This window comes from Streptomyces shenzhenensis (assembly GCF_021462265.1).
Classification (GTDB): Bacteria; Actinomycetota; Actinomycetes; order Streptomycetales; family Streptomycetaceae; genus Streptomyces; species Streptomyces shenzhenensis.
In genome coordinates this window covers 223,646-247,025 of record NZ_JAJONF010000009.1, presented here as the reverse complement: position 1 = coordinate 247,025, position 23,380 = coordinate 223,646, and the positions used below count along the sequence as shown (strand labels likewise).

The 23,380-nt window shown below is 71.7% G+C and carries 22 protein-coding genes; 13 read left to right on the top strand and 9 right to left on the bottom strand.

Features of this window, described 5'->3' with window-relative positions; genetic code table 11:
* From LQ326_RS15550 to LQ326_RS15525, 6 genes are all read right to left on the bottom strand, one after another.
* Positions 1–935, bottom strand: a 935-nt coding sequence (locus LQ326_RS15550; RefSeq protein ID WP_234536891.1) for an aminoglycoside phosphotransferase family protein, incomplete at its 3' end; no start/stop codon positions are given.
* Between the two features lie 30 nt (positions 936–965).
* Positions 966–1,316, bottom strand: a complete 351-nt coding sequence (nirD, locus tag LQ326_RS15545) for a nitrite reductase small subunit NirD (RefSeq protein ID WP_234536888.1) — start codon at positions 1,314–1,316, stop codon at positions 966–968.
* A complete protein-coding gene (gene nirB / locus LQ326_RS15540) occupies positions 1,313–3,940 on the bottom strand; it encodes a nitrite reductase large subunit NirB (RefSeq protein ID WP_234536886.1) in 2,628 nt (875 codons plus the stop codon). The genes nirD and nirB overlap by 4 nt, the downstream gene beginning before the upstream one ends.
* Positions 3,940–4,374: a hypothetical protein gene (locus LQ326_RS15535; RefSeq protein WP_234536884.1), complete on the bottom strand. Its 435-nt coding sequence runs from the start codon at positions 4,372–4,374 to the stop codon at positions 3,940–3,942. The genes nirB and LQ326_RS15535 overlap by 1 nt, the downstream gene beginning before the upstream one ends.
* A gap of 357 nt (positions 4,375–4,731) precedes the next feature.
* A complete protein-coding gene (locus LQ326_RS15530) occupies positions 4,732–5,355 on the bottom strand; it encodes a class F sortase (protein ID WP_234536882.1) in 624 nt (207 codons plus the stop codon).
* Between the two features lie 175 nt (positions 5,356–5,530).
* Positions 5,531–6,052, bottom strand: coding sequence for a GVDTG sorting domain-containing protein (locus LQ326_RS15525; protein ID WP_234536879.1), 522 nt, complete (start codon positions 6,050–6,052; stop codon positions 5,531–5,533).
* 757 nt (positions 6,053–6,809) lie between these two features.
* On the opposite strand from LQ326_RS15525, the gene LQ326_RS15520 reads away from it, so the two are divergent.
* From LQ326_RS15520 to LQ326_RS47890, 6 genes are all read left to right on the top strand, one after another.
* On the top strand, positions 6,810–7,406 hold the full coding sequence (locus LQ326_RS15520) for a hypothetical protein (RefSeq protein WP_234536877.1): 597 nt from the start codon (positions 6,810–6,812) through the stop codon (positions 7,404–7,406).
* Positions 7,393–8,220, top strand: coding sequence for a hypothetical protein (locus LQ326_RS15515; protein ID WP_234536874.1), 828 nt, complete (start codon positions 7,393–7,395; stop codon positions 8,218–8,220). Before LQ326_RS15520 ends, LQ326_RS15515 begins: the two co-directional genes overlap by 14 nt.
* A complete protein-coding gene (locus tag LQ326_RS15510) occupies positions 8,217–9,107 on the top strand; it encodes an ATP-grasp domain-containing protein (protein WP_234536872.1) in 891 nt (296 codons plus the stop codon). Before LQ326_RS15515 ends, LQ326_RS15510 begins: the two co-directional genes overlap by 4 nt.
* Positions 9,092–9,802, top strand: coding sequence for a hypothetical protein (locus LQ326_RS15505; RefSeq protein WP_234536870.1), 711 nt, complete (start codon positions 9,092–9,094; stop codon positions 9,800–9,802). The genes LQ326_RS15510 and LQ326_RS15505 overlap by 16 nt, the downstream gene beginning before the upstream one ends.
* A 234-nt stretch (positions 9,803–10,036) precedes the next feature.
* The gene (locus LQ326_RS15500; protein ID WP_234536867.1) at positions 10,037–10,612 is read left to right on the top strand and encodes a TetR/AcrR family transcriptional regulator; all 576 of its coding nucleotides are present in this window, start codon (positions 10,037–10,039) and stop codon (positions 10,610–10,612) included.
* A gap of 42 nt (positions 10,613–10,654) precedes the next feature.
* Positions 10,655–11,566, top strand: a complete 912-nt coding sequence (locus LQ326_RS47890; protein WP_268207091.1) for an SDR family NAD(P)-dependent oxidoreductase — start codon at positions 10,655–10,657, stop codon at positions 11,564–11,566.
* 196 nt (positions 11,567–11,762) lie between these two features.
* On the opposite strand, the gene LQ326_RS15485 is transcribed toward LQ326_RS47890, so the two are convergent.
* Together LQ326_RS15485 and LQ326_RS15480 are read right to left on the bottom strand one after the other, a co-directional pair.
* Complete coding sequence (locus LQ326_RS15485; protein ID WP_234536864.1) at positions 11,763–12,425, bottom strand: YceI family protein; 663 nt, start codon at positions 12,423–12,425, stop codon at positions 11,763–11,765.
* Between the two features lie 348 nt (positions 12,426–12,773).
* On the bottom strand, positions 12,774–14,417 hold the full coding sequence (locus LQ326_RS15480) for a M4 family metallopeptidase (protein ID WP_234536862.1): 1,644 nt from the start codon (positions 14,415–14,417) through the stop codon (positions 12,774–12,776).
* A 138-nt stretch (positions 14,418–14,555) separates the two neighbouring features.
* Here LQ326_RS15480 and LQ326_RS15475 point away from each other — a divergent pair, with 138 nt between their 5' ends.
* A complete protein-coding gene (locus tag LQ326_RS15475) occupies positions 14,556–14,987 on the top strand; it encodes a gamma-glutamylcyclotransferase family protein (RefSeq protein ID WP_234536860.1) in 432 nt (143 codons plus the stop codon).
* Positions 14,988–15,341: 354 nt separating this feature from the next.
* On the opposite strand, the gene LQ326_RS15470 is transcribed toward LQ326_RS15475, so the two are convergent.
* Positions 15,342–16,022 (bottom strand): SanA/YdcF family protein, encoded by a 681-nt coding sequence (locus LQ326_RS15470; protein WP_234536858.1) that lies wholly within the window; start codon positions 16,020–16,022, stop codon positions 15,342–15,344.
* 163 nt (positions 16,023–16,185) lie between these two features.
* Here LQ326_RS15470 and LQ326_RS15465 point away from each other — a divergent pair, with 163 nt between their 5' ends.
* The 6 genes from LQ326_RS15465 to LQ326_RS15440 all read left to right on the top strand — a co-directional run bounded on the left by LQ326_RS15465 (position 16,186) and on the right by LQ326_RS15440 (position 23,229).
* Positions 16,186–16,920, top strand: a complete 735-nt coding sequence (locus LQ326_RS15465) for a sirohydrochlorin chelatase (protein ID WP_234536856.1) — start codon at positions 16,186–16,188, stop codon at positions 16,918–16,920.
* A 184-nt stretch (positions 16,921–17,104) separates the two neighbouring features.
* Positions 17,105–18,388, top strand: a complete 1,284-nt coding sequence (locus LQ326_RS15460; protein WP_234536853.1) for a deoxyguanosinetriphosphate triphosphohydrolase — start codon at positions 17,105–17,107, stop codon at positions 18,386–18,388.
* A gap of 147 nt (positions 18,389–18,535) precedes the next feature.
* On the top strand, positions 18,536–19,801 hold the full coding sequence (locus LQ326_RS15455) for an NAD(P)/FAD-dependent oxidoreductase (RefSeq protein ID WP_234536851.1): 1,266 nt from the start codon (positions 18,536–18,538) through the stop codon (positions 19,799–19,801).
* Between the two features lie 151 nt (positions 19,802–19,952).
* Positions 19,953–21,866 carry a DNA primase gene (gene dnaG, locus LQ326_RS15450; RefSeq protein WP_234536849.1) on the top strand — a complete coding sequence of 638 codons (1,914 nt, stop codon included), beginning with the start codon at positions 19,953–19,955 and terminating at the stop codon, positions 21,864–21,866.
* A 104-nt stretch (positions 21,867–21,970) separates the two neighbouring features.
* A complete protein-coding gene (locus LQ326_RS48300) occupies positions 21,971–22,150 on the top strand; it encodes a hypothetical protein (protein ID WP_234536846.1) in 180 nt (59 codons plus the stop codon).
* The gene (locus LQ326_RS15440) at positions 22,132–23,229 is read left to right on the top strand and encodes an RNA polymerase sigma factor (RefSeq protein ID WP_234536844.1); all 1,098 of its coding nucleotides are present in this window, start codon (positions 22,132–22,134) and stop codon (positions 23,227–23,229) included. Before LQ326_RS48300 ends, LQ326_RS15440 begins: the two co-directional genes overlap by 19 nt.
* Positions 23,230–23,380: the final 151 nt, after the last annotated feature.

Sequence of the window (23,380 nt, the reverse complement as noted above, 5' to 3'; positions counted from 1 at the left end):
ACGACCAGTGACGCGGCCAGTCGGTCGGCGACTGCCGTGACCTGGTCCAGCTGGGGGCCCGCGCGTGCGACGCGGAAGCCGTGGCGGCGGCCCCAGAACGCTGCCTGGACGGCGTGGAGCTGGGCCCAGCGGCGGACGCGTCCGGGGTCGAGTTCCGCCGCTTCGGCGAAGACGTCCAGGAGGCGGCGGGCCGTCTTCGGGAGGTCGTCGGCCCGCATGAGGTTCAGGGCGCGAGACTTGAGGAGGGTGCCGCCGTCGTACGCCGGGTCGCCCGCACAGCCCTTCGGGTCGACCGCCAGCCACGGCTCCCGGTCCGCCCGCAGGATGTTGCGTGCGTGCAGGTCGCCGTGGACCAGGGTGTCCGGCTGGGTCCGGCCCAGTTCCCGGGCGGTGGCGACGGCCGCGTCCACTGCGCGGGGCGGCAACGTGTGGGGCAGTTCGGCGGCGTCCGCGCGCAGCTGGGCCGCCCACGCGTCGGCGCGGTCCCGCAGCCGGGGCAGGCCCGGTGGGGCGGGGACGGCGAGGCGGCGGCTCAGGTGGCCCGCGATCGTCATCACCGTCTCGTCGGCGGGCTCCAGCGCCGCCAGCGTCGACCGGTGGGCCCGCTCCAGGAGGAGGGCGAAGCGGGCGTCGTCGCGCCGGTGGAGGCGGACCGCGCCACGGCCCGCCCACGCCTCGAACGCGTCCGGTTCATGGACGTTGCCGGGGTGGGGGAAGGACACCTTGAGAACGCGGGGGCGGGCGGTGGGCCCGGTCCCCTGCCGGACGGGGACGATCACTCCCACCCCGCCGTGCATCACCGCGCCGTCGGGTGCGCAATCCCAGCGCTCCAGCAACTCCTCGACCACCGACGGAAGTTCGGCGACCCATGCCGCGCCGCGGTCACCTTCGCGGTCGATGGTGCCCCGCACCAGCGCCTCCGGAATGCCGATCACCCCGGCACCCTAACGCGACGGCGGGGCGGCTCAGGCCGCTCGTACCTCGTAGGCCGCCACCCGTACCGTCTCGTCGTCCAGGCACACGCCGGTCTCCAGGTCGAAGCGCTGCTTCAGCAGCGGGGAGGCCACGAAGGGGCGGCCCCGGTGGGTGCCGGTCAGGCCGCGGGAGAGGACCGCCGCGCCACCGAACGGGTCACGGTTGTCGATGGCGTAGAGGCGGTCGGAGCGGTCGCGGAAGACGGCGGCCTGGCGGCCGTCCGCAAGCAGTACGGCCACGCCCCGGCCGGGGGTCAGCAGGCTCAGGTCACAGACCGTGAACCAGCTGTCCGCCAGCTGGAGCTGGACCTTCAGGCCGGTGGTCTCGGGTGCCAGGGTCATCGCTGGGTGCTTCCTTCCAGGAGGACGTCCGCCGTGTCGTCCGCGCGGCGCAGGCCGATGGACAGCAGCGGCAGGTCGGGCTTCATCTGGTCGCGCTCGGGCACGAAACCGACGACCGGGTCGGGGGTGTCCGGGGCGTTGACGAAGGACACGAACCGGGCGAGCTTCTCGGGGTCGTTGATGGTCGACGCCCACTCGTCCGCGTAATGGGCGACGTGCGCCGCCATCAGCGACTCCAGCTCCTCGCAGATACCGAGGGAGTCCTCGACCACCACGTCCCGGACGTGGTCCAGGCCCCCCGGGATCCGCTCCAGCCAGGTCGACGTGCGCTCCAGGCGGTCGGCCGTACGGATGTAGAACATCAGGAAACGGTCGATCAGCCGGATCAGTTCGGCGTCGGAGAGGTCCTGCGCGAGCAGGTCCGCGTGGCGCGGGGTGGCGCCGCCGTTGCCGCCGACGTACAGGTTCCAGCCGGCCGCGGTGGCGATCACGCCGAAGTCCTTCGACTGGGCCTCCGCGCACTCGCGGGCGCAGCCCGACACCGCCGACTTGAGCTTGTGCGGCGACCTGAGCCCCCGGTAGCGCAGCTCCAGGTCGATCGCCATCCGGACCGAGTCCTGGACGCCGTAACGGCACCAGGTCGACCCCACACAGGACTTGACGGTCCGCAGCGCCTTTCCGTACGCGTGGCCCGACTCGAAGCCGGCGTCCACCAGCCGCATCCAGATCAGCGGGAGCTGCTCGACCCGCGCGCCGAACATGTCGATGCGCTGGCCGCCGGTGATCTTCGTGTAGAGGCCGAAGTCGCGGGCGATCTCGCCGATCGTGATCAGCCCCTCAGGGGTGATCTCGCCGCCGGGGATGCGCGGGACGACCGAGTACGAGCCGTTCTTCTGCAGGTTGGCGAGGAAATGGTCGTTGCTGTCCTGGAGGGCCGCCTGTTCGCCGTCCAGGACGTAACCGCTCGCGCCGATCGCGGGGGCGAGGGACGCGATGATCGACGCCACCGCCGGCTTGCAGACCTCGCAGCCGTCGCCGCCCCGGGCGCCCTCCCGGCCGTACCGGTCGAGCAGGTCCCGGTAGGTGTTGACGCGCAGCGCGAGGACGATCTCGTACAGCTCCTCGCGGGTCTGCGCGAAGCAGCCGCACAGGCCCTTGTCGACCTCGACGCCGGACGCCTCCAGCTCCGCCGTGACCAGCTGCCCGAGCACCTTGAGGCAACTTCCGCAGCCGGTACCGGCCTTGGTGCACTTCTTCACCTCCGGCACGGTGGTGCAGGAGTGCTCGGTCACCGCGCCGCGGATCGTGCCCTTGCTGACGTTGTGGCAGGAACAGATGACCGCCTCGTCGGGCAGCGCGGACGGGCCGAGCTGCGCGCCGCCGCTCGCACCGGCCGGCAGCACCAGCGACTCGGGGGCGACCGGCGGCACCGAACCGGTGAAGGCCTTCAGGGTGCCGTACGCGTCCGCGTCGCCGACCAGGATGCCGCCGAGCAGGGTGCCGTCCCGGCCGATGACCAGCTTCTTGTACAGGCCCGAACGGGAGTCGGAGTAGACGACGTCCAGGCAGTCCTCGGTCGTGCCGTGCGCGTCCCCGAAGGAGGCCACGTCCACGCCGAGCAGCTTCAGCTTGGTGGACAGGTCGGCCCCGGTGAACGTCCGCTGCTCGGCCTCGTCGGCGGCGATGGCCGCCGCGGCCGTCTCGGCCTGCTCGTAACCCGGCGCGACCAGCCCGTACACCCGGCCGTCCGCCGCCAGCGCGCACTCGCCGATCGCGAACACGTGCGGGTCGGTGACCGTACGGCACTGCTCGTCGACGGTGATGCCACCGCGCTCGCCGACCGTCAGACCGCAGTCCCGGGCGAGCTGGTCCCGCGGCCGGACACCGGCGCTGAACACCACCAGATCGGTGGCGAGTTCGGAGCCGTCAGACAGCTTCATGCCCGTGACGGCGCCGTCGGAGCCGACCGTGATCTCCTGCGTGCCGACGCCCGTGTGGACCGTCAGGCCCATCTCCTCGATGGTGCGCAGCAGGGCCGCGCCACCGCCCTCGTCCACCTGCACCGGCATCAGCCGCGGCGCGAACTCCACGATGTGGGAGGTGAGTCCGAGCCCCTTCAGCGCGCCGGCCGCCTCCAGGCCGAGCAGTCCGCCGCCGACCACGGCACCGGTCGATGCCGTCCTCGCGTACTCCTCGATCGCGAGCAGGTCCTCGATCGTGCGGTAGACGAAGCAACCGGTCGCGTCCTTGTTGGGGACCGGCGGCACGAACGGGTACGAGCCGGTGGCGAGCACGAGCGTGTCGTACGCGAAGACCTCGCCGGACCTGGCCGTCACCGTCCGCGCCGCGCGGTCGATGGTCTCCGCCGGGTCGCCCAGGTACAGCTCGATGCCGTGCGCGTCGATGAACTCCATGTCGGTCATGGACAGTTCGTCGGGGGTCCTGCCCGAGAAGTACGAGGTGAGGGCGACGCGGTCGTACGCGGGACGGGGCTCCTCGCACAGCACGACCACGCGGTGCGTGGCGGTCAGACCGCGCTCGGCGAGGGCTTCGAGGAAGCGCTGGCCGACCATGCCGTGACCGACGAGCACGAGCGTGGGGGCGGCCCCGGGGGTGGTGGTCATCAGGAGCCTCCATCGTTGGTGAGCAACTGGCGCAGCGGGGGGAACGGGCGGCGCGGCGCCGGGAGCACGGGGTGGCGGGGGTGGCAGCCGGTGGCCGGGGCCGGCGTGTCGTATGCGATCGCCGTGCCGTCCGCGCGGCCGGCGGTCCGCGCGGTCACCTCGGGGGCGTGGCGGCGGCCGGCCGGCCGCCCGGCGCGGTGCGCCCGGCCGGACCGGCGGTGCTCCTCGTCGCAGACGGGCGGCACCGGCGTCCCCAGCGTCACGTGCGTCCCGGACATCGCGTGCGTCCCGGCGGTCCCGGACCCCACCTGCGGCACGGGCGTCACGGAGATGCGGGCGAGCACGCCGGACCGCCGGGTGGGACGGGCGGGACGTACGGCACGGGTGCCCGTCCGGCCGGCGCCGATCACCACCACACGCGTATTCGAGGTCATACCCAGGAGCGTGCGGGGCCGACGTTACCCGGCCGCATCACCGCTGTTTCCCGTGAGGAACGCTGCCCTCTTCGGCGGAGGGGGACGGGTGTGAGGGGTCCGGGGGAGGGGCGGCGCGGACTGTGAGGAGCCGGAAACGCGGGGCGGCGGTGGGGCGGTTGCGCGGGGGAGCGGTTGTGTACGTCGCCCTCGACGTCGTACGCCGGCCTCATACGCCGGTCTCGTACCTCGTACCTCGGCGTCGTACGTCGACCTGGTACGTCGACCGGTCAAGGCGACCTCGTGCGTCGAGCCGGCGTACGTCGTCTCCTCGGGCCGCGGGACGACCGGCGGCTGCCGAGGCTGACGGTCCCGTCGTCAGTGGCTGCCGGTCAGGTGGGCGAAGACGACGACGTTCCCCTGGTATCCGGTCGTGCGCGAGTAGCCGCCGCCGCAGGTGATGACCCGGAGCTCGGGGCGTTTCGCGGCACCGTACACCTTCTCGTCGGGGAAGTCGCGGGCCTGGTAGACCTCCACCGCGTCGACGCTGAACACGGCGACGCTCCTGTCCTGCCGGTCCACCTCGATGGTCGCGCCGCGCTTGAGGGCGCCGAGGTCGTAGAAGACGGCGGGGCCCTCGGTGTTGTCGACGTGCCCGGCGACGATCGCGGTGCCGATCTCGCCGGGGGTGGTGCCGGCCTCGTACCAGCCGGCGAGGTTCTTCTTCGCGGCGGGCGGGACGTCGAGGCTGCCGGTGGGGGTGAGGGCGAGGCCCATGAGGGGGGCGTTCACGCGGATGGCGGGGATGCGGATGCGGGTGGGCGGGGAGGGGGGCAGCGCGGGGGCTTCGAGGCGTTCCTCGCCGGGGTCGGGGCGGCCCTCGGCGGCGGACGGCTGGGGCGGCGGAGTGCGGGGTCCGCTGCCGGGGCCGAGCAGCCACACGCCGGAGCAGAGGGCTGTGACGGATACGGCGGCTATCGCGGCATCCCCGATCCTGCGCATGTGAACCCCCTGTCCCCTCTCCTTCAGGTCTTCAGGTCTTCAGGTCCTTGAGGTCCTTGAGGTCTCGTCGGGGTCGCCTTGAGGTGACCCCCTACCCCCTCCGGGCCGCGAGGGGCGTCGGACCCGGAGGGGGTGGGATGTGCGGTACCGGCGGACGGACAGCGGAGGGTGTCCGTCAGATCACATCGCCTCTCGCCCGGCGATGCAGGAGCCAGGTACCGCCCGCGGCGGCGACGGCCAGAGCCGTCACGCCCGCCGCGGTCTGCACGGGGTCGGAGCCAAGAGCGCCACCGACCCCCGTCTTCACACTGCCGTGGGGCTGCACCTGCCCCGCGGCCGGCGCCAGTGCCACCACCAGGTCCCCGGTCACCTGCCGGTTCCCCTCGGCGCACTTCGCGACGATCTCGTACGTCCCCGGTTGCGCGCTCGCGGGCACCTGGAACTGCCCGATCGCCTCGCCCTCGTGCGTACTGGGCGCAAGGGTGAACTGGCCGGCGCCGACCGAACTGGCGTCCCCGACCGCCGTGCCCTTCTCGCCGCACGCCGCCGTGTTCACGGTGACCTGAGCGCCCGCCGCCGCGGTCGACGGGTACACGTCGAGGCTGCCGGTGCCGCCGCCGTACGCCGGCGCGACGGCGAGTCCGGCGGTGGCCACGGCCAGCGCGGTCCCGGTCAGCAGACGGGCGGTGCGTCGCATGGTGCTCCCTCGGTCGAGGTCGTCCACTTCCTTGCTCTACCGAGGTAAAAGCCAACCGCCCGGCCCCGCTCCCTGAGACACCGTCAGTTTTGCGGTGAACGGGTGTCACGGCGGGGGATCGCGACGCCCGTTGAGAGGGAATTCGGGCAGGTCAAAGGGGTTGCACGGGCACCGGTATGAAGAACACACGAATGGTGGGGGCGGGGGGAGTGAACGGGTGACCTCCCGGCCGCGGCGGCCCCCTGTGACCGTGTCGGCCGCAGCGCCGGACCGCCGAGGGCCGCGTCGGCGGGTACCGGAACCTCGCCTTCCGGCGTGCCCTCGCCCCTGCGCCGCCGCCTCCCCGGCGTGGACGCGTAGGCGGGATGCCGCGGCCCCGCGCAGGCCTCCTTCTCGAAGACGACTTGAGATTCACTTGAGGAGAGGCGCGGATGTGGTCACGCGGGGCCGGATCGTCCTGTGGGTGGGCGAGAGGCGGCATCAGGCCCGGAACTGCTCTCTCTGTCCTGGTTTGTCCAGCGTGGGTGACCCTCGGCGGTCGAGGGTGGCGGGGGAGGCGGACCCTCGTTCGGCCGGGGCGGCGTTCTGTCGCCGACGGCATGCGTGGCCTGTGGTGCGGCGGGTGGAGAAGCTGCTGAACGGGGTGACGTTCTCGCTCGCTTGTCCCCGGGTTGCTGCCCGTGGACACGCGTCAACCGCCGTGGAACGCTTGACGTCTCTCACCCGATCCTCGACTTCCGGAAGACGGTGAACCGATGTGACGTGGACCATCGACGAGTCTCGGGTGCGCCCGTTCTTATCCGCTGCCGAACGGCGTGATGTCACGGGCAGGCTGTGGGCGGCCCCGCAACAGGGCCTGGTCTTCCCGGGTGCGGAGATGACCGCGGGAGAGCGGCGGCGCAGGAAGAGGGGCAAGGACGTCAAGGAATCCAAGGAAGGCAAGGACTCCAAGGACGGCAAAGAATCCAAGGAGGGCAAGGACTCCAAGGACGGCAAGGACGAAAAAGAAGGAAAGGACAGCAAGGACTACAAGGACGGTAAAGACGGCAAGGACCACAAGGATCACAAGGACGGTAAGGACGGCAAGGACCACAAGGACGGTAAGGACGATAAAGACGGCAAGGACCATAAAGACGGTAAGGACGACAAGGAGGGCTCCGACTGGGCCATGGCGCCGTCCGGCCCCGACGGCTTCGTCCGGCAGCGGTTCGAGCCTGCCGCCCTCCCCTCTGCCGGAATGCCGCAGGCGCCCGCGGACCGGGCGCATCCTCTGACCGAAGAAGAGGAGACCGCGGCGGAGTTGCGCTCCTCTCGCGTCAACCGGCTGCTGAGGGGGCGGGGTGTCGTCATCTGAGGCGTCGGCCTCCGATTCCTCCGGGCTGGTCGTCGTCGCCGACCCCGAGGACGCGGTGGCGGCCGAGATCCGGGACTTCGTGGAGGACAGCGGGCACGAGGCGGTGATCCTGGATGTGTTCGACGCGGCACAGTTGTTCACCGTCACCGTGGAGGACTCGGTGGCGGTGGTCGAGCCGGCGGTGCCGATGATTCTCCGGCTTCCCTCCCCACCTCTGCGAAGGATCAGTTTCGACGCCGAGTTCCAGTTCAACGAGTGCCTGGCGCACCTGTGGGCCGTTGCCGCCCTGACTCCGGCTCCCGTGATCAACCGCCCCGGGCCGGGAGGCCTCGGTACCCGTGTCTCCGCGTCGGCGGCCCTGACCGAACTGCGGGCCGGACTGCCGGGCGGGTCGGTCGAGGTGTTCTCCTCCCGGCCTCCCGAGCCCGTCGGACCTGCGGAGGCCGAGAGCACCCAGTGGTGGGTGCAGGACCTGGCCTCGTGGACCACGGTGCCCTGGCCCGAGCGGTCGGGCGGCTCCGGTCCGTTCCGTGCGAGATGGTCGGCCCCCGACCCCCTCTTCGAGAACGTGGTGGTCCTCAGGGACCACGCATGGCCCTCCAGCGCCGTCGAACTGGACCGGCTGCGCCTGGAAGAGCGCAGCACGGACATCGTCGCGCGGCTCGGCCTCGACCTGGCCGCCGTGGTCTGGCGGATATCCCCCGACCTCACCTCGGCGAAGCCGGTCATGGTCGAGCCGTTCCCCGACGTGGAACAGCTGCGCATGGTCTGGCTCGGGTTCGGTCCCCAACTGCTGAAGGTTCTCTTTCCATGATCTACGCCGTCGGACTCGCTTCCGAACGGACCATCTCCCACTTCACGGGCATCGCCGAGAGCCGTGGCGTAGCGGTGGAGACCGTCGATCTGCGGCACGCGGTGGAGCATGGCGACTGGCAGCTGACCATGGGCGGACAGCGTCTGGCCCGGCTCGGCGGCCACGCCCTTGATCCCGAAGGCGCCTACTACTGCCGGATCACCGACCTGTCGGCCCTGCAGGAGGACCGGGAGCGGGCCCTGCGCTGGCGCTGGCTCACGACAGCCCTCACGGCCTGGCTGGACGACATCCCGGGGCTGGTCGTCAACCGGCCCTCGGTCCGTTCCGACAACGGGTCCAAGCCACTGCACGAGATGTCCCTGGCCAGGGCGGGGTTCAAGGTCCCCGCCAGTGTCACCAGTTCGTCGCCGCGGCGGCTGCGGGCCTTCGCCGAGGCCGGGCCCACTCTCGTCAAGGCGGTATCCGGCGTACGCGCCGACAGCCGGCTCCTCGCCCCGGGCGATCTCGCCGGCTTCGACCCCGGGCAGGGACCGGTGCATCTGCAGCGTTATGTCGAGGGCCGGGACATCCGCGCCCATGTGGTCGGCAGTCAGGTGCACGCCGAGGAGATCACCTCCCGGGCCGTGGACTACCGAACCGACCCCGAAGCCGTTTTCCAGCCCTGTGAGCTGCCCGGACCGCTCGCCCAGCGGCTGGTCCGCCACACCGCGGACCTGGGCATGTCCTTCGCCGGCTGGGACTTCAAGGTCGCCGGGGACGGCACCCACTGGTGTCTCGAAGCCAACCCGATGCCCGCGTACGACTGGTACGACCGGCGTCTCGGCGGTGGCATCACCACCTCACTCCTCGAACTTCTGCAAGGCGGGCGCTCGTGTTCGACAGACTGACCGTGCTCACCGAGGCGGAGAGCGCCGCGCTGCGCGACACCGTGCACGACCTGCGCGGGCACTGGATTCCGCGCGGCTCGCCCCCGTTCTCTTTCTTCACCCTGGGCGCGCCCAGCTACCTCGACCTCGCCGGGAAGCCGGAGGGCGGCGACTACCGGAAGCGGGCCGACGCTTCCAGGCCGGTGCTGTGGGAGTCCTTCGGCTGGCTGTACACACGACTGGAGGAGATCCTCGGGCACCACCTCGGCGCCCCGGTCCACTACCCTGCGCACTTCGCCCTGCCCGGCTTCCATGTCTGGCTGTCCGCCGCGGTGTTCACCAAGCCGAAGGCGTCCGTGCACTTCGACATGCAGTACAGGTCCCTCACCTGGCCCCCGGAGGCCGACCTGACACGGCTGCTCTCCTTCACCCTCGCCGTCCGGCTGCCGGCCGCCGGCGGGGGCCTGAACATCTGGGACGCCGGCTACGAGGAGTTCCGTCACGCGCTGGAGAAGGGCTGGGTCGAGGACGCCGCCGACCTGAAGCGCTTCCACACCATGCAGTACGTCCCCTACGAGATCGGGCGGATGGTGATCCATTCCGGTCACACGTTGCACCAGATCGCCCCCAGTCCCGGAGTCGAACCCGATGACGAGCGGCTCACCCTGCAGGGGCACGGGGTGTGGTGCGACGGACGCTGGCTCCTGTACTGGTGACCTCCCAGGACGGCTCGCTGTAGCCGGACTTGCGGTACTCGGACCCTGCCGGTGCACGGCTCCACGCGCGGCTTGCGGAGGCTCCACGCGCGGCTTGCGGAGGAAGGGCGGCGACTCCCGCTCGTCCAGGGCGGGTTCGGCGGTCTTCTCGACGCCCGTCGCGCCTGGAGCGGCGCACGAGGGGATGTGGGGCAAAGTATTGAGTGACTGGACACTCTCTTATAATGTGAGGGTATGGCCAGACCACGAAGTGAGGAGCGCCGCCTCGCGATCCTGTCGGCGGCAACGCGCGTCATCGCCTCTCAGGGGATCGGGGCGGCGTCCACCGCGGTGATCGCGAAGGAGGCCGGAGTCTCCAACGGTTCCCTGTTCACGTACTTCGACACCAAAGCGGGGCTCCTGAACGAGCTGTACGTCCGGCTCAAGACCGAGATGGCGGAAGCGGCCGTGGCAGGTCTCGCGCCGGACAGCGGCGCGCGCGAGCAGGTCCGCCACATGTGGACGCGCTGGGCGCGCTGGGCGATCGACCATCCCGCCAAGCGCCGGGCCCTGGCCCAGCTCCAGGTCGCGGACGACATCACCGCTGAGAGCCACGAGCAGGTGGGTCTCGCCTCGGCCGGGATCGCGGACCTGCTGGAGCGCGCCCGCATCGGCGGACCGATGGCCGACGTGCCGCTCGGCTTCGTCCTCACTCTGGCCAACGCCCTGGCCGAGGCCGCGATCGACGAGATGATCCGAGACCCCGACCGGGCCGGCGCCAACGCCGACACCGCGTTCGAAGCCCTGTGGAGGGTGCTGGCCGACACCTGACCCGCGACCTCCACTCCCACCGCACCAGAAGGGCTCGTCACCATGACCACCCGGCCTCGCAAGGCATGGATCATCACCGGCCCCACCTCCGGCATCGGCCACCGCACCGCCCTGGAAATGGCCCCGTACGGCACCCTCGTCCTGGTCGGCCGCAGCCCGGCCAGGCTCAAGGACGTCGAGAAGGAGATCAACGCCCTGCCCGCAGGGCACGCACTCTCCGTCGTCTGCGACTTCTCGGACCTGGCCGGGGCGCAGCGTGCCGCCGAGGAGATCGCTGCCCTCGGCCTGCCCGTCGCCGGGCTGCTCAACAACGCAGGCATCATGTCCACCGCGACGAGCACCACCGCCCAGGGGTGGGATCTGGCGTTCACGACCAACCATCTCGGCCCGTTCGCCTTCACCCAGGCCCTGATCCCGCACCTGCCCGACGGCGCGAACGTCGTCTTCACCTGCTCGGCCGTCGAAGACCCCGAACGGGGGCCTGCCGTCGCCGCCGGATTCCGCGGTGCCCGCTATCTGTCCGCCGAAGACAGCCTGCACGGCCGCTGGAAGCCCGGCGGCTCGGCCAAGCCCGGTTACGACGCGTACGCCACCTCCAAGCAGGCCAACCTCGCCACCGTCCTCGCTCTCGCCCGCGAGACCCCCCGTCTGCGGTTCAACGCCGTCGAACCCGGCTTCAACCCCGGCACCGGCCTCGGCCGCGACGCCAACCCGGTCCTGAGGCTGCTCGCGACCTACGTCTTCGGTCCACTGGCGCCGCTCATGCCGGGCGGCAGCACACCCAAGCGCGCCGCCCGCATGATCACCGGCGTGCTCACCGACACCTCGAACCGCACCGGCGTTTACCACGACGAGAAAGGCAACCCCATGCTCGGCTCCGCCCAGGTGCGCGACAGTGCCTTCCAGGACCGCGTCGTCGCCGAGACCCGCGCCCTGCTCAAGCAGCTGTCCTGACCTCCGCCCACCGCGGCTGCTCCGTCGGCCCTGGCGTCAGCGCGCTTCTCGGTGTTCCGCGACACGGCGAACTCCGTTCTGCGGCGATGTTCAGAAGGTGTCTCCGCGGAGAGCGACCGGAGTTCGGCGTCGGCGTCGGCGTCGGCTGCGCGCATACGCCGTGACCGAGCCGCACTGCCGAGAAGCGCGGGTCACCTCAGCCTCTCTCCGGCGCCGTCCGGATCGCCGCGATGTCGAACTGCAGCCGCACCGTCTCGCTCACCATCGCGCCGCCCTCCGCCAGGCGGGAGTTGTAGGACAGACCCCAGTCCATGCGGTTGATGGTGGTGGTGCCGTCGAAGCCGGCGCGCTGGTAGCCGAAGGGGTCGGTGACGTTGCCTATGTAGGTGAGTTCCAGGTCCACCGGGCGTGTCGTGCTCTTGATGGTCAGGTCGCCGGTCATGACGTAGACGTCCGGCGCTTTCAGGCGCACCGCCGTGCTCCGGAAGCGCATGCGCGGGTGGGTCGCGGCGTCCAGGAAGTCGCGGCCGACCAGGTGGGCGTCCCGCTGTTCCACGCCCGTGTCGACGCTGCCCGTGGACAGCACGATCTCCGCCTGCGAGCGGGACGGGTCGCGGCCGTCGAAGTAGAGGCGGCTCTTGTACTCGGTGAAGGCCCCGCGGACCGTCGTCACCATCGCGTGCCGGACCGAGAAGCCGATTCTGCTGTGCGCCGGGTCGATGATCCATTCGCCGGTGAGGGCGGCGAGTGCCGGGTCGAGGAGGAGGGGCGCGGAGGTGGGGGAGGAGGGTGCCGGCGAGGGGCGGGACGGGGCCGTGGGGGTGCGCCGGGAGGTGTGGGGGCGGCTGAACAAGTTCATGCTTTATCTAGTTAGTGCACGCGGGAAAATGCCGCAAGGGCATGTCAGGACAACCTGGTTGCGGAATTCGGCGGACCGTCACGGAAATCGCACATCTCCGTCATGAAATCTGCTCACGGCGCCGGATGAATGCCCCGGCTGTCCTTGGCTGCCCCCGGTGTCCTCGGCTGTCCCCGGCTGCTCCTTGAATTCCGCGTATTCGCCGTATTGGCCGCATTCGCCATATCGGCCGTATTCATCGAATACGCGGTGTTCACCGTGTTCACCATTGTCCGGGACGGGGTGCGGCCGCCCCGGTTCGTTCGCCGGGAAACCGGGGCGGCCGCCCTCATGTGTCCGAGCCGTCGCTCAGTTCACGTTCACCGCGCTCCACGCCGCCGCCACCGCGTTGTACTCGGTGCTGCCGGCGCCGTACAGGTCCTTCGCGGCGTTGAGGGTCGCCGTGCGGGCGCCCGCGTAGTTCGTCGAGGACGTCATGTAGACGGTCAGCGCGCGGTACCAGATCGCGCCCAGCTTGTCGCGGCCGATGCCGGTGACCGTCGAGCCGTTGTACGTCGGGGAGTTGTAGCTCACGCCGTTGATGGTCTTGGCGCCGCTGCCCTCGGCGAGGAGGTACGCGAAGTGGTTCGCGACGCCGGACGAGTAGTGGACGTCCAGATTGCCCACCGACGAACTCCAGTAGTCCGCCGAACTCCCGTCCTTCGACGGCTGGTCCATGTACCGCAGTGCCGTCTTGCCGAAGCCGGAGCGGACGATCTCCTCGCCGATCAGGTAGTCACCCGGGTCGGAGGAGTTGTTCGCGTACCACTCCACCAGCGTGCCGAGGATGTCGGAGGTCGCCTCGTTCAGGCCGCCGGACTCACCCGAGTAGGTCAGCGCCGCCGTCTTGGAGGTGACCCCGTGCGTCATCTCGTGGCCCGCCACGTCCAGCGCCACCAGCGGGCCGAAGGTCGTCCCGTCCCCGTCGCCGTAGGTCATGCAGAAGCAGCTGTCGTCCCAGAAGGCGTTGTTGTAGTTGTTGCCGTAGTGGACGCGGTTGTACGAGCCCTTGCCGTCGCCGGCGATGCCGTTGCGGCCGTGGACGTTCTTGTAGTAGTCCCAGGTCTCGTTGGTGCCGTACTGGGCGTCGACGGCCGCCGAGGAGCGGTCCGAAGTGGCGCCGGTGCCCCAGTGGTTGTCGGCGTCCGTGAAGACCGTGTTCGGCGCCCGGCTGATGCAGATGCCGAAGATGCACAGGTCGGTCTTGTTGGCCGCGTCCCCGGTGAACGTGTTGCCGCGCGTCGGGTCCGTGAGGTTGTACGTCGAACCGGAGAGGGTCGTCTCCAGCGGGACCGTGCCGCTGTACAGCGACTTGCCGTCGCCGGTCGCCGTCTCGATGCTGTCCCAGGCGTCGATCTGGGCGCCGCTGCGGGCGTCCGTCAGCACCGTGCGGGCGACCGGGTTGCCGAGCGAGTCCTTGCCGACGGCGTTGGTGCGCCAGGCCAGCCTCGGGGTGCCGTGCAGGGCGTCGACGACCAGCTCCGGCTTGGCCCGCACCTGCTTCAGCGCGTCGCCGAGGTTCGCCGCCCGCAGCGCGTTCACCGCGAGGTCGGCGGCCTTCGGGGCGGAGACGTTCGGGACGGTCGAGGCGAGGGATATCTTGCTCCGGGTCGCCCGGTCGGCGCCGCGGTACGCGCCGTCCGCCTTGAGATGGACGACGAAGTCGCCGCCCAGGACCGGGAGCCGGCGGTAGGTGCGGTCGTAACGGACGTGCTGGGTGCCGTTCTTGTCCACGATCACGTCGCGGACCGAGGTGCCCTCGGCGGACGTGAGGCCCAGGGCGGTGGCGTGCTGGAGGAGTGCCTGCGCCGCGTTCTCGATCGCGGCGGCCCGGGTCGGTCTCGTGTCGGCGTGGGCGGCGGGGGAGAGGGCGGCGGCCAGCAGGGTCGCGGTGGTGACGGCGACGCCGGCCGTGGCGAGACGGGAGGCTCGGGTGTTCCGTGTCCGGTTCATCGGTCTCCTTGGAGGTGCGCCTCGAAGGCGTGGGGGTGGCGCTGATGACGACAGAGATTTAAGAGGCCATGACATGTCATGTCCATAGCGCCTCCATGGAGATGTGGGTGGAGGCGGTGGGGGTACAGAATCCTTCCTGTGATCACCCGGAACCCCCACCACCTCCCGTTCTTCGTCTACGGCACGCTCCGCTCCGGCGAGGCCAACCACGACTGCCTGCGGGGGCGGACGGAATCGGAGGAACCCGGCCGCCTCGACGGGGCGGTGCTCTACGACGGGCCCGGCTATCCCTACGCCGTCGAGGAGCCCGGGGCGGGGGCGGTCCGCGGTGAACTCGTCACCGTGCGTCCCGAGTCGTACGACCGGCTTCTCCTGGAACTCGACGAGCTGGAGGAGTGCGTGCCCGAGGACCCGGCGAGCCTGTACGTACGCGTCGCGCGAGACGTCGTACGGCTGCGGGACGGGGTGGCCGTCCGGGCCTGGGTGTACGTCGCCGGGCCCGCCGTGGCCGAGAAGCTGCGCGCCGACGGGCGGCGCGTCGCCGGCGGCGACTGGCCGGCCCACCGCTGACCGAGGGGGAGGGGCCGGAGACCTCGACGCCCCCGGCGGGCCGGGGCGGACGGAGCCGTCCCGTACCGCGGGGTGCCGCACGGGGGCGGGTGGGCGCCGAGGCGATCTCCACGGCACCCGGCGTCCTTCCGCCGCGTCACGTCCCCTGCGGGACCCGTGTCGCCCGCCGCGAGGGGGGCGCCCCCGCGCGAGCGTGTTCGAGCGTGGGGGAGGCTGATCGGCTACGTCTCCTCCGCCTTGCAGCCGGACGCTCCCCCACGCTCGAACGGACTCGCGCGGGAGAAACCCCATGCCCCGCTCACCTCGGGCGGCAGCCACCGCTGCTCTCCTGCGACTTGATCCGCCGGACAGCCCCTAACGCGGCGCCGCGGCCAGGGCCCTGGCCACCCCCGGTTCCTTCCTGCCCAGGAAGCGGGGGTCCGGCTCGAAGACCACGTCGAGGGCCGCCTTGCCCGCCGCGAAGACCTCCCGCGTGCCCCCGTAGTACCAGGTCACATCGTGCTTGGCGTCGACCCCGACCCCGTAGGACGCCACGCCCGCCGCCTCGCACAGCGCCACCGCCCGCCGGATGTGGAACTCCTGGCTGATCAGCACGGCCCGGTGCACGCCGAAGATCTTCTTCGCGCGGACGCAGGAGTCCCAGGTGTCGAAGCCGGCGTAGTCGCTGACGACGCGCCGGGCGGGGACGCCGTGCTCGGTCAGGTAGGTGCGCATGGCGTCCGGCTCGTCGTAGTCCTCGCGGCTGTTGTCGCCGGTGACGAGAACCACCCTGACCCGGCCCTCCTTGTACAGCGTCGCCGCCGCGTTCAGGCGGTTCGCGAGGTACGGCGACGGCTCGCCGTCCCACAGGCCCGCGCCGAAGACGACCGCGACGTCGGTGCGCGGCACGTCCGCCAGGGTGCGCAGCCGGCCGGCCGTCGAGATGTACAGCCAGGTGGCCGGCAGCAGCGCCAGCACGCATCCGGCCATCACGACCTGCACCAGGCGCCGCCGGCCGGCGCGGGTCCGCGGCAGTCGCGGTCGGCGGATCCGCATACGCTTCTTCCCCCTCGTTCTTCCTGTGGGCTTCGACCATGGAGGACGCGGCGCGGGCCGGTCCGGTTCGCTCACAGCGCGCGGGCGCGTACCGTGAAGCGCCGGAAAACACTCGTGACGGTCAGGCAACGGGTGCGCAATCTCGCCCGGCGAGGATCTTCGCATGACGGTGACCGACTTCTCCCAGCGCCCCGGCCCGCCCGCCCTGGTCCTGGTGGCCCACGGCAGCCGCGACCCGCGCGCGCTCCGCACCGTGCGGGCGCTCATGGACCGGGTGCGCGCACTGCGCCCCGGCCTGCCCGTGCGCCTCGGTCACATCGAGCTGAACGAGCCGCTGCTCCCGGACACCCTCGCCGCCCTCGGGGACGCCGAGGCCGTCCTCGTCCCGCTCCTCCTCAGCCGCGGCTACCACGTCAAGCAGGACATCCCGGCGGCGGCGGCCGCCGCCACCGCCCGCACCCGCGTCGCCGCCCCGCTGGGCCCGCACCCCCTCCTGGCCGGCACCCTGCACGACCGGCTGCTGGAGGCGGGCTGGCGCCCGAGGCCCGCGAGCGCCGTGGTCCTGGCGGCGGCCGGCTCCCGCGACCCCGATGCCGCGGCCGACACCAGCCACATGGCCCGGCTCCTGGCCGGCCGCCTGGGTGTCCCGGTGCTCCCGGCGTACGCGTCCGCGGCGGCGCCGACGGTCCAGGAGGCGATCACCGCGCTGCGCGCGAGGGGCCGCCGCCACATCGCCGTCGCCTCCTACTTCACGGCCCCCGGCCGCTTCGCCACCGAGTGCGCGGCGAACGCCCCGTGGATATCGTCGGCCCCGCTCGGAGCCCACGACGCCATGGCCGACCTGGTCCTCCACCGGTACGAGCGGGCACTGGGAACGCCGGTGACCGCGGCCGCCTAGGGGTCCGTGGTTCGCCGCGGGTGCGCGGGGGCTTGTCGCCCAGTTCCCCGCGCCCCTCTCGCGGCTGACGCCGCGCGGGCGCGATCAACAACAGAGCACCCGCACCCGCGAACGCAGCCCGACCCGGCGGATCAGCAGGCGCACCAAACACCCATTTGTCACTACCGCCCCGTACTGTCGAACCATGGCAGTCCCCGCACCCGCCGCACCCTCTTCGGCCTATGACCCGGCGTCAGCCGACCGCTGGGCCCCCGAACCCGACAAACGGCCCGGCCGCACCGCCTTCCAGCGCGACCGCGCGCGCATCCTGCACTCCGCCGCCCTCCGAAGGCTCGCCGGCAAGACCCAGGTCGTCGCCCCGGGCACCTCCGCCCAGGCATGGGACGCCAGCCCCCGCACCCGCCTCACCCACTCCCTCGAATGCGCCCAGGTCGGCCGGGAGCTGGGCGCGGCCCTCGGCTGCGACCCCGACCTCGTGGAAGCCGCCTGCCTCTCCCACGACCTCGGCCACCCGCCCTTCGGCCACAACGGCGAACAGGCGCTGAACGCGTTCGCGGACGACTGCGGCGGTTTCGAGGGCAACGCCCAGTCCCTGCGGCTCCTCACCCGCATCGAGCCCAAGCGGTTCACCCCCGAGGGCTCCGTCGGCCTCAACCTCACCCGCGCCGCGCTCGACGCCGCCACCAAGTACCCGTGGCCGCGCGGCGCGCATCCCACCGACCCGGCCTCGCCCAAGTTCGGTGTGTACGACGACGACCGGCCGGTCTTCGACTGGGTCCGCAAGGAGGCCCCCGGCACCCGCACCTGCTTCGAGGCCCAGGTCATGGACTGGTCCGACGACGTCGCCTACTCCGTGCACGACGTCGAGGACGGCCTGCACGCCGGTCACATCGACCCCGGCTGCCTGCGCGCGGAGCCGGAACGGCAGGAGGTCTGCGCCGTCGCCGTCCGGCTGTACGTGCCCACCGGCACCGACCCCGCCGAACTCGCCGCCGCCCTCGACCGGCTCCAGGACGAGGAGTGGTGGCCGCACCGCTACGACGGCACCGCGGTCGCCCAGGCCCGTCTCAAGGACGCCACCAGCCAGCTCATCGGCCGGTTCTGCCTGGCCGCGGAGGGCGCCACCCGGGAGGCGTACGGCACCGGCCGGCTCACCCGCTACGGCGCCGAGCTGGTCGTACCGCGCGAGGCCCGGATGGAGTGCGCGGTGCTCAAGGCGATCGCGCACCGTTACGTCATGCAGCGCGCCGAGCAGGAGCGGCTCCGGGCCGATCAGCGCGTCGTCGTCGCCGAACTCGCCGCGGCGCTCACCGCCCGCGCGCCCGACGGACTGGACCCGCAGTTCCGGGCGCTGTTCGAGGCCGCCGGTGACGACCACGCCCGCAAGCGGGTGATCGTCGATCAGATCGCGTCGCTCACCGACGCGTCCGCGCGGTCGTTGCACGCGCGGCTGACGGGACGTATGTGAACACTTTGTGACTCTCTGTGGCCTGATCGGGTCATGATCGAGTCAGCGGGGGTCACTCCCCCTTCCCGCATCACGTCGCGTGCGGGACGCTCACAGTGCGGCGCATGTGGGCGGCATATGTGGCGGCACCATACGAGGAGGCATCAAGTGGTCGACGCGGACCAGACATTCGTCATCGTCGGAGGCGGACTCGCCGGCGCCAAGGCGGCCGAGACGCTCCGAGCCGAGGGCTTCAGCGGCAGGGTGATACTGATCTGCGACGAACGCGACCACCCGTACGAGCGGCCGCCGCTCTCCAAGGGATACCTGCTCGGCAAGGCGGAACGCGACAGCGTCTTCGTGCACGAGCCCGCCTGGTACGCGCGGCACGACGTGGAACTCCACCTCGGCCAGACCGTGGACCGCATCGACCGTGCCGCGAAGACCGTCCGGTTCGGTGACGACGGCACGCTGGTGCGCTACGACAAGCTGCTGCTCGCCACCGGAGCGGAGCCCCGCCGCCTCGACATCCCCGGCACCGACCTGGCCGGCGTCCACCACCTGCGCCGCCTCGCGCACGCCGAGCGCCTCAAGGGCGTCCTCGCCGCGCTCGGCCGGGACAACGGGCACCTCGTCATCGCGGGCGCCGGCTGGATCGGCCTGGAGGTCGCGGCGGCGGCACGGACGTACGGCGCCGAGGTGACCGTCATCGAGCACGGGCCGACCCCGCTGCACAGCGTGCTCGGGCCCGAACTGGGCAACGTCTTCGCCCAGCTGCACAAGGAGCACGGGGTGCGGTTCCGCTTCGGGGTGCGGCTCACCGAGATCGTCGGCCAGGACGGCATGGTGCTCGCCGCGCGCACCGACGACGGCGAGGAGCACCCGGCGCACGACGTGCTCGCGGCGATCGGCGCGGCGCCGCGGGTCGGGCTGGCCGAGGCGGCGGGGCTGGAGCTGGCCGACCGGGCGCACGGCGGGGGCATCGTCGTCGACGAACGGCTGCGGACGTCCGACCCGGACATCTACGCGGCCGGCGACGTGGCCGCGTTCCCGCACGCGCTGTTCGACACGAGGCTCCGCGTGGAGCACTGGGCCAACGCGCTGAACGGCGCTCCGGCGGCGGCCCGCTCGATGCTGGGGCAGGACGTCACCTACGACCGGGTGCCCTACTTCTTCACCGACCAGTACGACCTGGGCATGGAGTACAGCGGGTGGGCGCCGCCGGGGTCCTACGACCAGGTGGTGATCCGGGGGGACGCGGGCAAGCGGGAGTTCATCGCGTTCTGGGTGAAGGAGGGGCGGGTGCTGGCCGGGATGAACGTGAACGTGTGGGATGTCACAGAGCCGATCCAGAGGCTGATCACTTCGCGGGCCGCGGTGGACACCGACGCCTTGGCGGATCCTCATGTGCCGTTGGAGAGCCTGGGCGCCTGAGGGGGGTACCGCTTTCGTCGTCGGGCGGGTGCGGGCCGTACGGGGCTGGTCGCGCCCACGCGGCGGAGCCGCATATCGGACATAGCCCCGCGCCCCTGAAGGGGCGCTCCGGCTCGCCGGAGTTGTCACCGCGCCCCCGTAGAATTCACCCGTGGCTGGACGGATCAATGACGAGGATGTGAAGGCGGTACGGGACGCGGTCCCGATCGACGCCGTCGTGTCCGAGTACCTCCAGTTGCGCAACGCGGGCGGCGGCAACCTGAAGGGCCTGTGCCCGTTCCACGACGAGAAGTCGCCGTCCTTCCAGGTCAGCCCGAGCAAGGGACTCTTCCACTGCTTCGGCTGCCAGGAGGGCGGCGACACCCTCACCTTCGTGATGAAGGTGGACCACCTCTCCTTCTCGGAGGCGGTCGAGCGGCTGGCCGCCCGTGCCGGTATCACCCTGCGTTACGAGGAGGGCGGGTACAACCCGTCCCACCAGCGCGGCGAGCGCATCCGCCTGGTAGAGGCGCACAAGACCGCCGCCGTCTGGTACGCGGAGCAGCTGGCCACCAGTCCCGAGGCCGAGACCGGCCGGGTCTTCCTCGCCGAGCGCGGCTTCGACCAGGCCGCCGCCGTCCACTTCGGCGTCGGCTACAGCCCCCAGGGCTGGGACCACCTCACCCGCTACCTGCGCGGCCAGGGCTTCACCGACAAGGAGCTGCTGCTCTCCGGACTCGCGCAGGAGGGCAGGCGCGGGCCCATCGACCGGTTCCGGGGCCGTCTCATGTGGCCGATCCGGGACATCGGCGGCGAGGTCGTCGGCTTCGGCGCCCGCAAGCTCTACGAGGCCGACAACGGGCCCAAGTACCTCAACACGCCCGACACCGCGATCTACAAGAAGTCCCAGGTCCTGTACGGCATCGACCTCGCCAAGCAGCACATCGCGAAGGCCAGCCGCGCGGTCGTGGTCGAGGGCTACACCGACGTCATGGCCTGCCACCTGGCGGGGGTGACGACCGCGATCGCCACCTGCGGCACGGCCTTCGGCAGTGAGCACATCAAGATCCTGCGGCGGCTGCTGATGGACAACGGCTCGGCCCGCGTGATCTTCACCTTCGACGGCGACGCGGCCGGGCAGAAGGCGGCCCTGCGCGCCTTCGAGGACGACCAGAAGTTCGCCGCCGAGACGTACATCGCCATCGCGCCGGACGGCATGGACCCCTGCGATCTGCGCCTCGCGAAGGGCGACGAGGCGGTCGCCGACCTGGCCGAACCCCGTACCCCGCTCTTCGAGTTCGCACTCCGCCAGATCGTCGCCCGCTACGACCTGGACACCCCGGCGGGCCGCGCGGCCGCTCTCGACGAGGCGGCGCCGATCGTCGCCCGGATCAAGAACAGCGGCGCCCAGCACGAGGTCGCCGTCGAACTGGCCGGCATGCTCGGCATCCTCGACACCCAGTTCGTGGTGAAGCGGGTCGCCCAGCTGGCCCGTTGGGCGCGGGAGAAGGGCGGCGGCGGCAGGGGGGCGGGCGGTCCGGCACGCGGCCCGCAGCAGCCGTCGTACGACACCGCCGCCCGCCCCGCCGTCTCCGGCCCCGCCCTCAACCTCCGCAACCCCGTCTACGCCACCGAGCGCGAACTGCTGAAACTCGCACTCCAGCGCCCCGAGCTGGTCTCCCCGGCCTTCGACGCGTACGGCATCGACGAGTTCACCGCCGAGCCGTACGCGGCCGTCCGCCGGACCATCATGGAGGCGGGCGGCGCCGAGTACGGCGTCCAGGACCCCCAGGAGTACCTGGTCCGGGTCCGGGAGACGGCGCCCGACGACGCCGTCCGCGCGATGGTCACGGAGCTCGCCGTCGAGGCGATCATGCGCCGCACGGTCGACGAGAACTACGCCGGCGAGCAACTCGTGACCGTCCGCCGCCGGGCCGTGGACCGCCGTATCCACGAGATCCAGATCACCCTCACCCGCCTCGGCAGCGGCGGCGACCCGGCTCAACTCGCCTCCGTGCAGAACGAGTTGTGGGTGCTCCAGCAGTACGGGCAGGCGCTGCGCGAGCACGGCGCGGCCGCCCTGTGAGCCACGGCCGGCCGGCAGGGTAACCGCGCGGTCACGGACCGGGCGCAAAAAGTCACCGCACGCCCCTCGTGGCGGTGATGTGTCTTACCCCACACTGGGGGGCGGTGCCTGAGTCCTCGGAGCGCGGCCGGCCCGTCCCGGACGGGTCCCACACCCCCGCCGTTCCGCTCATCGCGTACGGGACGGACAGCGGCGAGGCCGTCGTCTCCGCCCCCGAAGTACCGCTGCCGTACCCCCTGGCAGCGATCATCCTGGAGGTCGCCCCGTGCAGACCCAGACCCTGACCCAGACAGACAGCGGCCGTGCCGGCGTACCGCCGCAGAGCCGGGCCGTGCTGCACCCCGAGACCGAGCCGGAGGACCCGCCCGCGGAGGAACTCGCGGCCGACGCCCCCGACCCGGAGCCCGAGCCCGGACCCGAGCCGCCCGCCGCCGCCCGCGCGGACACCGGCGGCCCCTCCTCGGACCTGTTCCGCCAGTACCTGCGCGAGATCGGCCGCATCCCGCTGCTGACCGCCGCCGAGGAGGTCGAGCTCGCCCGCCGCGTCGAGGCCGGTCTGTTCGCCGAGGAGAAGCTGGGCAGCACCCCCGACCTCGACAGCGAGCTGGCGCTGGACCTGGACCGGCTGGTCGTCATGGGCCGTATGGCCAAGCGCCGCCTCATCGAGGCGAACCTGCGGCTGGTGGTGTCGGTCGCGAAACGGTACGTCGGGCGCGGCCTGACCATGCTCGACCTGGTCCAGGAGGGAAACCTCGGCCTGATCCGCGCCGTCGAGAAGTTCGACTACGCCCGCGGCTACAAGTTCTCCACGTACGCGACCTGGTGGATCCGCCAGGCCATGTCCCGGGCCCTCGCCGACCAGGCCCGCACCATCCGCGTCCCCGTGCACGTGGTGGAGCTGATCAACCGGGTCGTCCGCGTCCAGCGCCGGATGCTCCAGGAGCGGGGCTACGAGCCGACGGCCGACGAGGTCGCCGCGCACCTGGATCTGGCGCCGGAGCGGGTGGGGGAGGTGCTGCGGCTGGCGCAGGAGCCGGTGTCCCTGCACGCCCCGGTGGGCGAGGAGGACGACGTCGCCCTCGGCGACCTCATCGAGGACGGCGACGCGGCGAGCCCGGCCGAGTCGGCGGCGTTCCTGCTGCTGCGGGAGCACCTCGAGGCGGTGCTGTCGACGCTCGGGGAGCGGGAGCGGAAGGTCGTCCAGCTGCGGTACGGCCTGGCCGACGGGCGGCCCCGGACGCTGGAGGAGATAGGGCGGATCTTCGGGGTGACGCGGGAGCGGATCCGGCAGATCGAGTCCAAGACCTTGAACAAGCTGCGGGACCATGCTTTTGCGGATCAGCTGAGGGGTTATCTGGACTGATGCCGGGTGCGGGTGCGTGGGGGCTGGTCGCGCAGTTCCCCGCGCCCCTTACGGGGCTTCTCAGCCGCGGGCAGTCGTGCCTCCCCCAGTGCCTTAAGGGCCTGGGAGGTGCCCCCAGGGCGATGGGGGTCCCCCCGCGCGAGCGAAGCCG

Bases quoted from the DNA above. Each gene is read 5' to 3' on its own strand.
- nirD (WP_234536888.1), bottom strand. From the start codon at position 1,316: ATGACCCTGGCACCCGAGACCACCGGCCTGAAGGTCCAGCTCCAGCTG.
- nirB (WP_234536886.1), bottom strand. From the start codon at position 3,940: ATGACCACCACCCCCGGGGCCGCCCCCACGCTCGTGCTCGTCGGTCAC.
- LQ326_RS15535 (WP_234536884.1), bottom strand. From the start codon at position 4,374: ATGACCTCGAATACGCGTGTGGTGGTGATCGGCGCCGGCCGGACGGGC.
- LQ326_RS15530 (WP_234536882.1), bottom strand. From the start codon at position 5,355: ATGCGCAGGATCGGGGATGCCGCGATAGCCGCCGTATCCGTCACAGCC.
- LQ326_RS15525 (WP_234536879.1), bottom strand. From the start codon at position 6,052: ATGCGACGCACCGCCCGTCTGCTGACCGGGACCGCGCTGGCCGTGGCC.
- LQ326_RS15510 (WP_234536872.1), top strand. From the start codon at position 8,217: ATGATCTACGCCGTCGGACTCGCTTCCGAACGGACCATCTCCCACTTC.
- LQ326_RS15500 (WP_234536867.1), top strand. From the start codon at position 10,037: ATGGCCAGACCACGAAGTGAGGAGCGCCGCCTCGCGATCCTGTCGGCG.
- LQ326_RS47890 (WP_268207091.1), top strand. From the start codon at position 10,655: ATGACCACCCGGCCTCGCAAGGCATGGATCATCACCGGCCCCACCTCC.
- LQ326_RS15485 (WP_234536864.1), bottom strand. From the start codon at position 12,425: ATGAACTTGTTCAGCCGCCCCCACACCTCCCGGCGCACCCCCACGGCC.
- LQ326_RS15480 (WP_234536862.1), bottom strand. From the start codon at position 14,417: ATGAACCGGACACGGAACACCCGAGCCTCCCGTCTCGCCACGGCCGGC.
- LQ326_RS15470 (WP_234536858.1), bottom strand. From the start codon at position 16,022: ATGCGGATCCGCCGACCGCGACTGCCGCGGACCCGCGCCGGCCGGCGG.
- LQ326_RS15465 (WP_234536856.1), top strand. From the start codon at position 16,186: ATGACGGTGACCGACTTCTCCCAGCGCCCCGGCCCGCCCGCCCTGGTC.
- LQ326_RS15460 (WP_234536853.1), top strand. From the start codon at position 17,105: ATGGCAGTCCCCGCACCCGCCGCACCCTCTTCGGCCTATGACCCGGCG.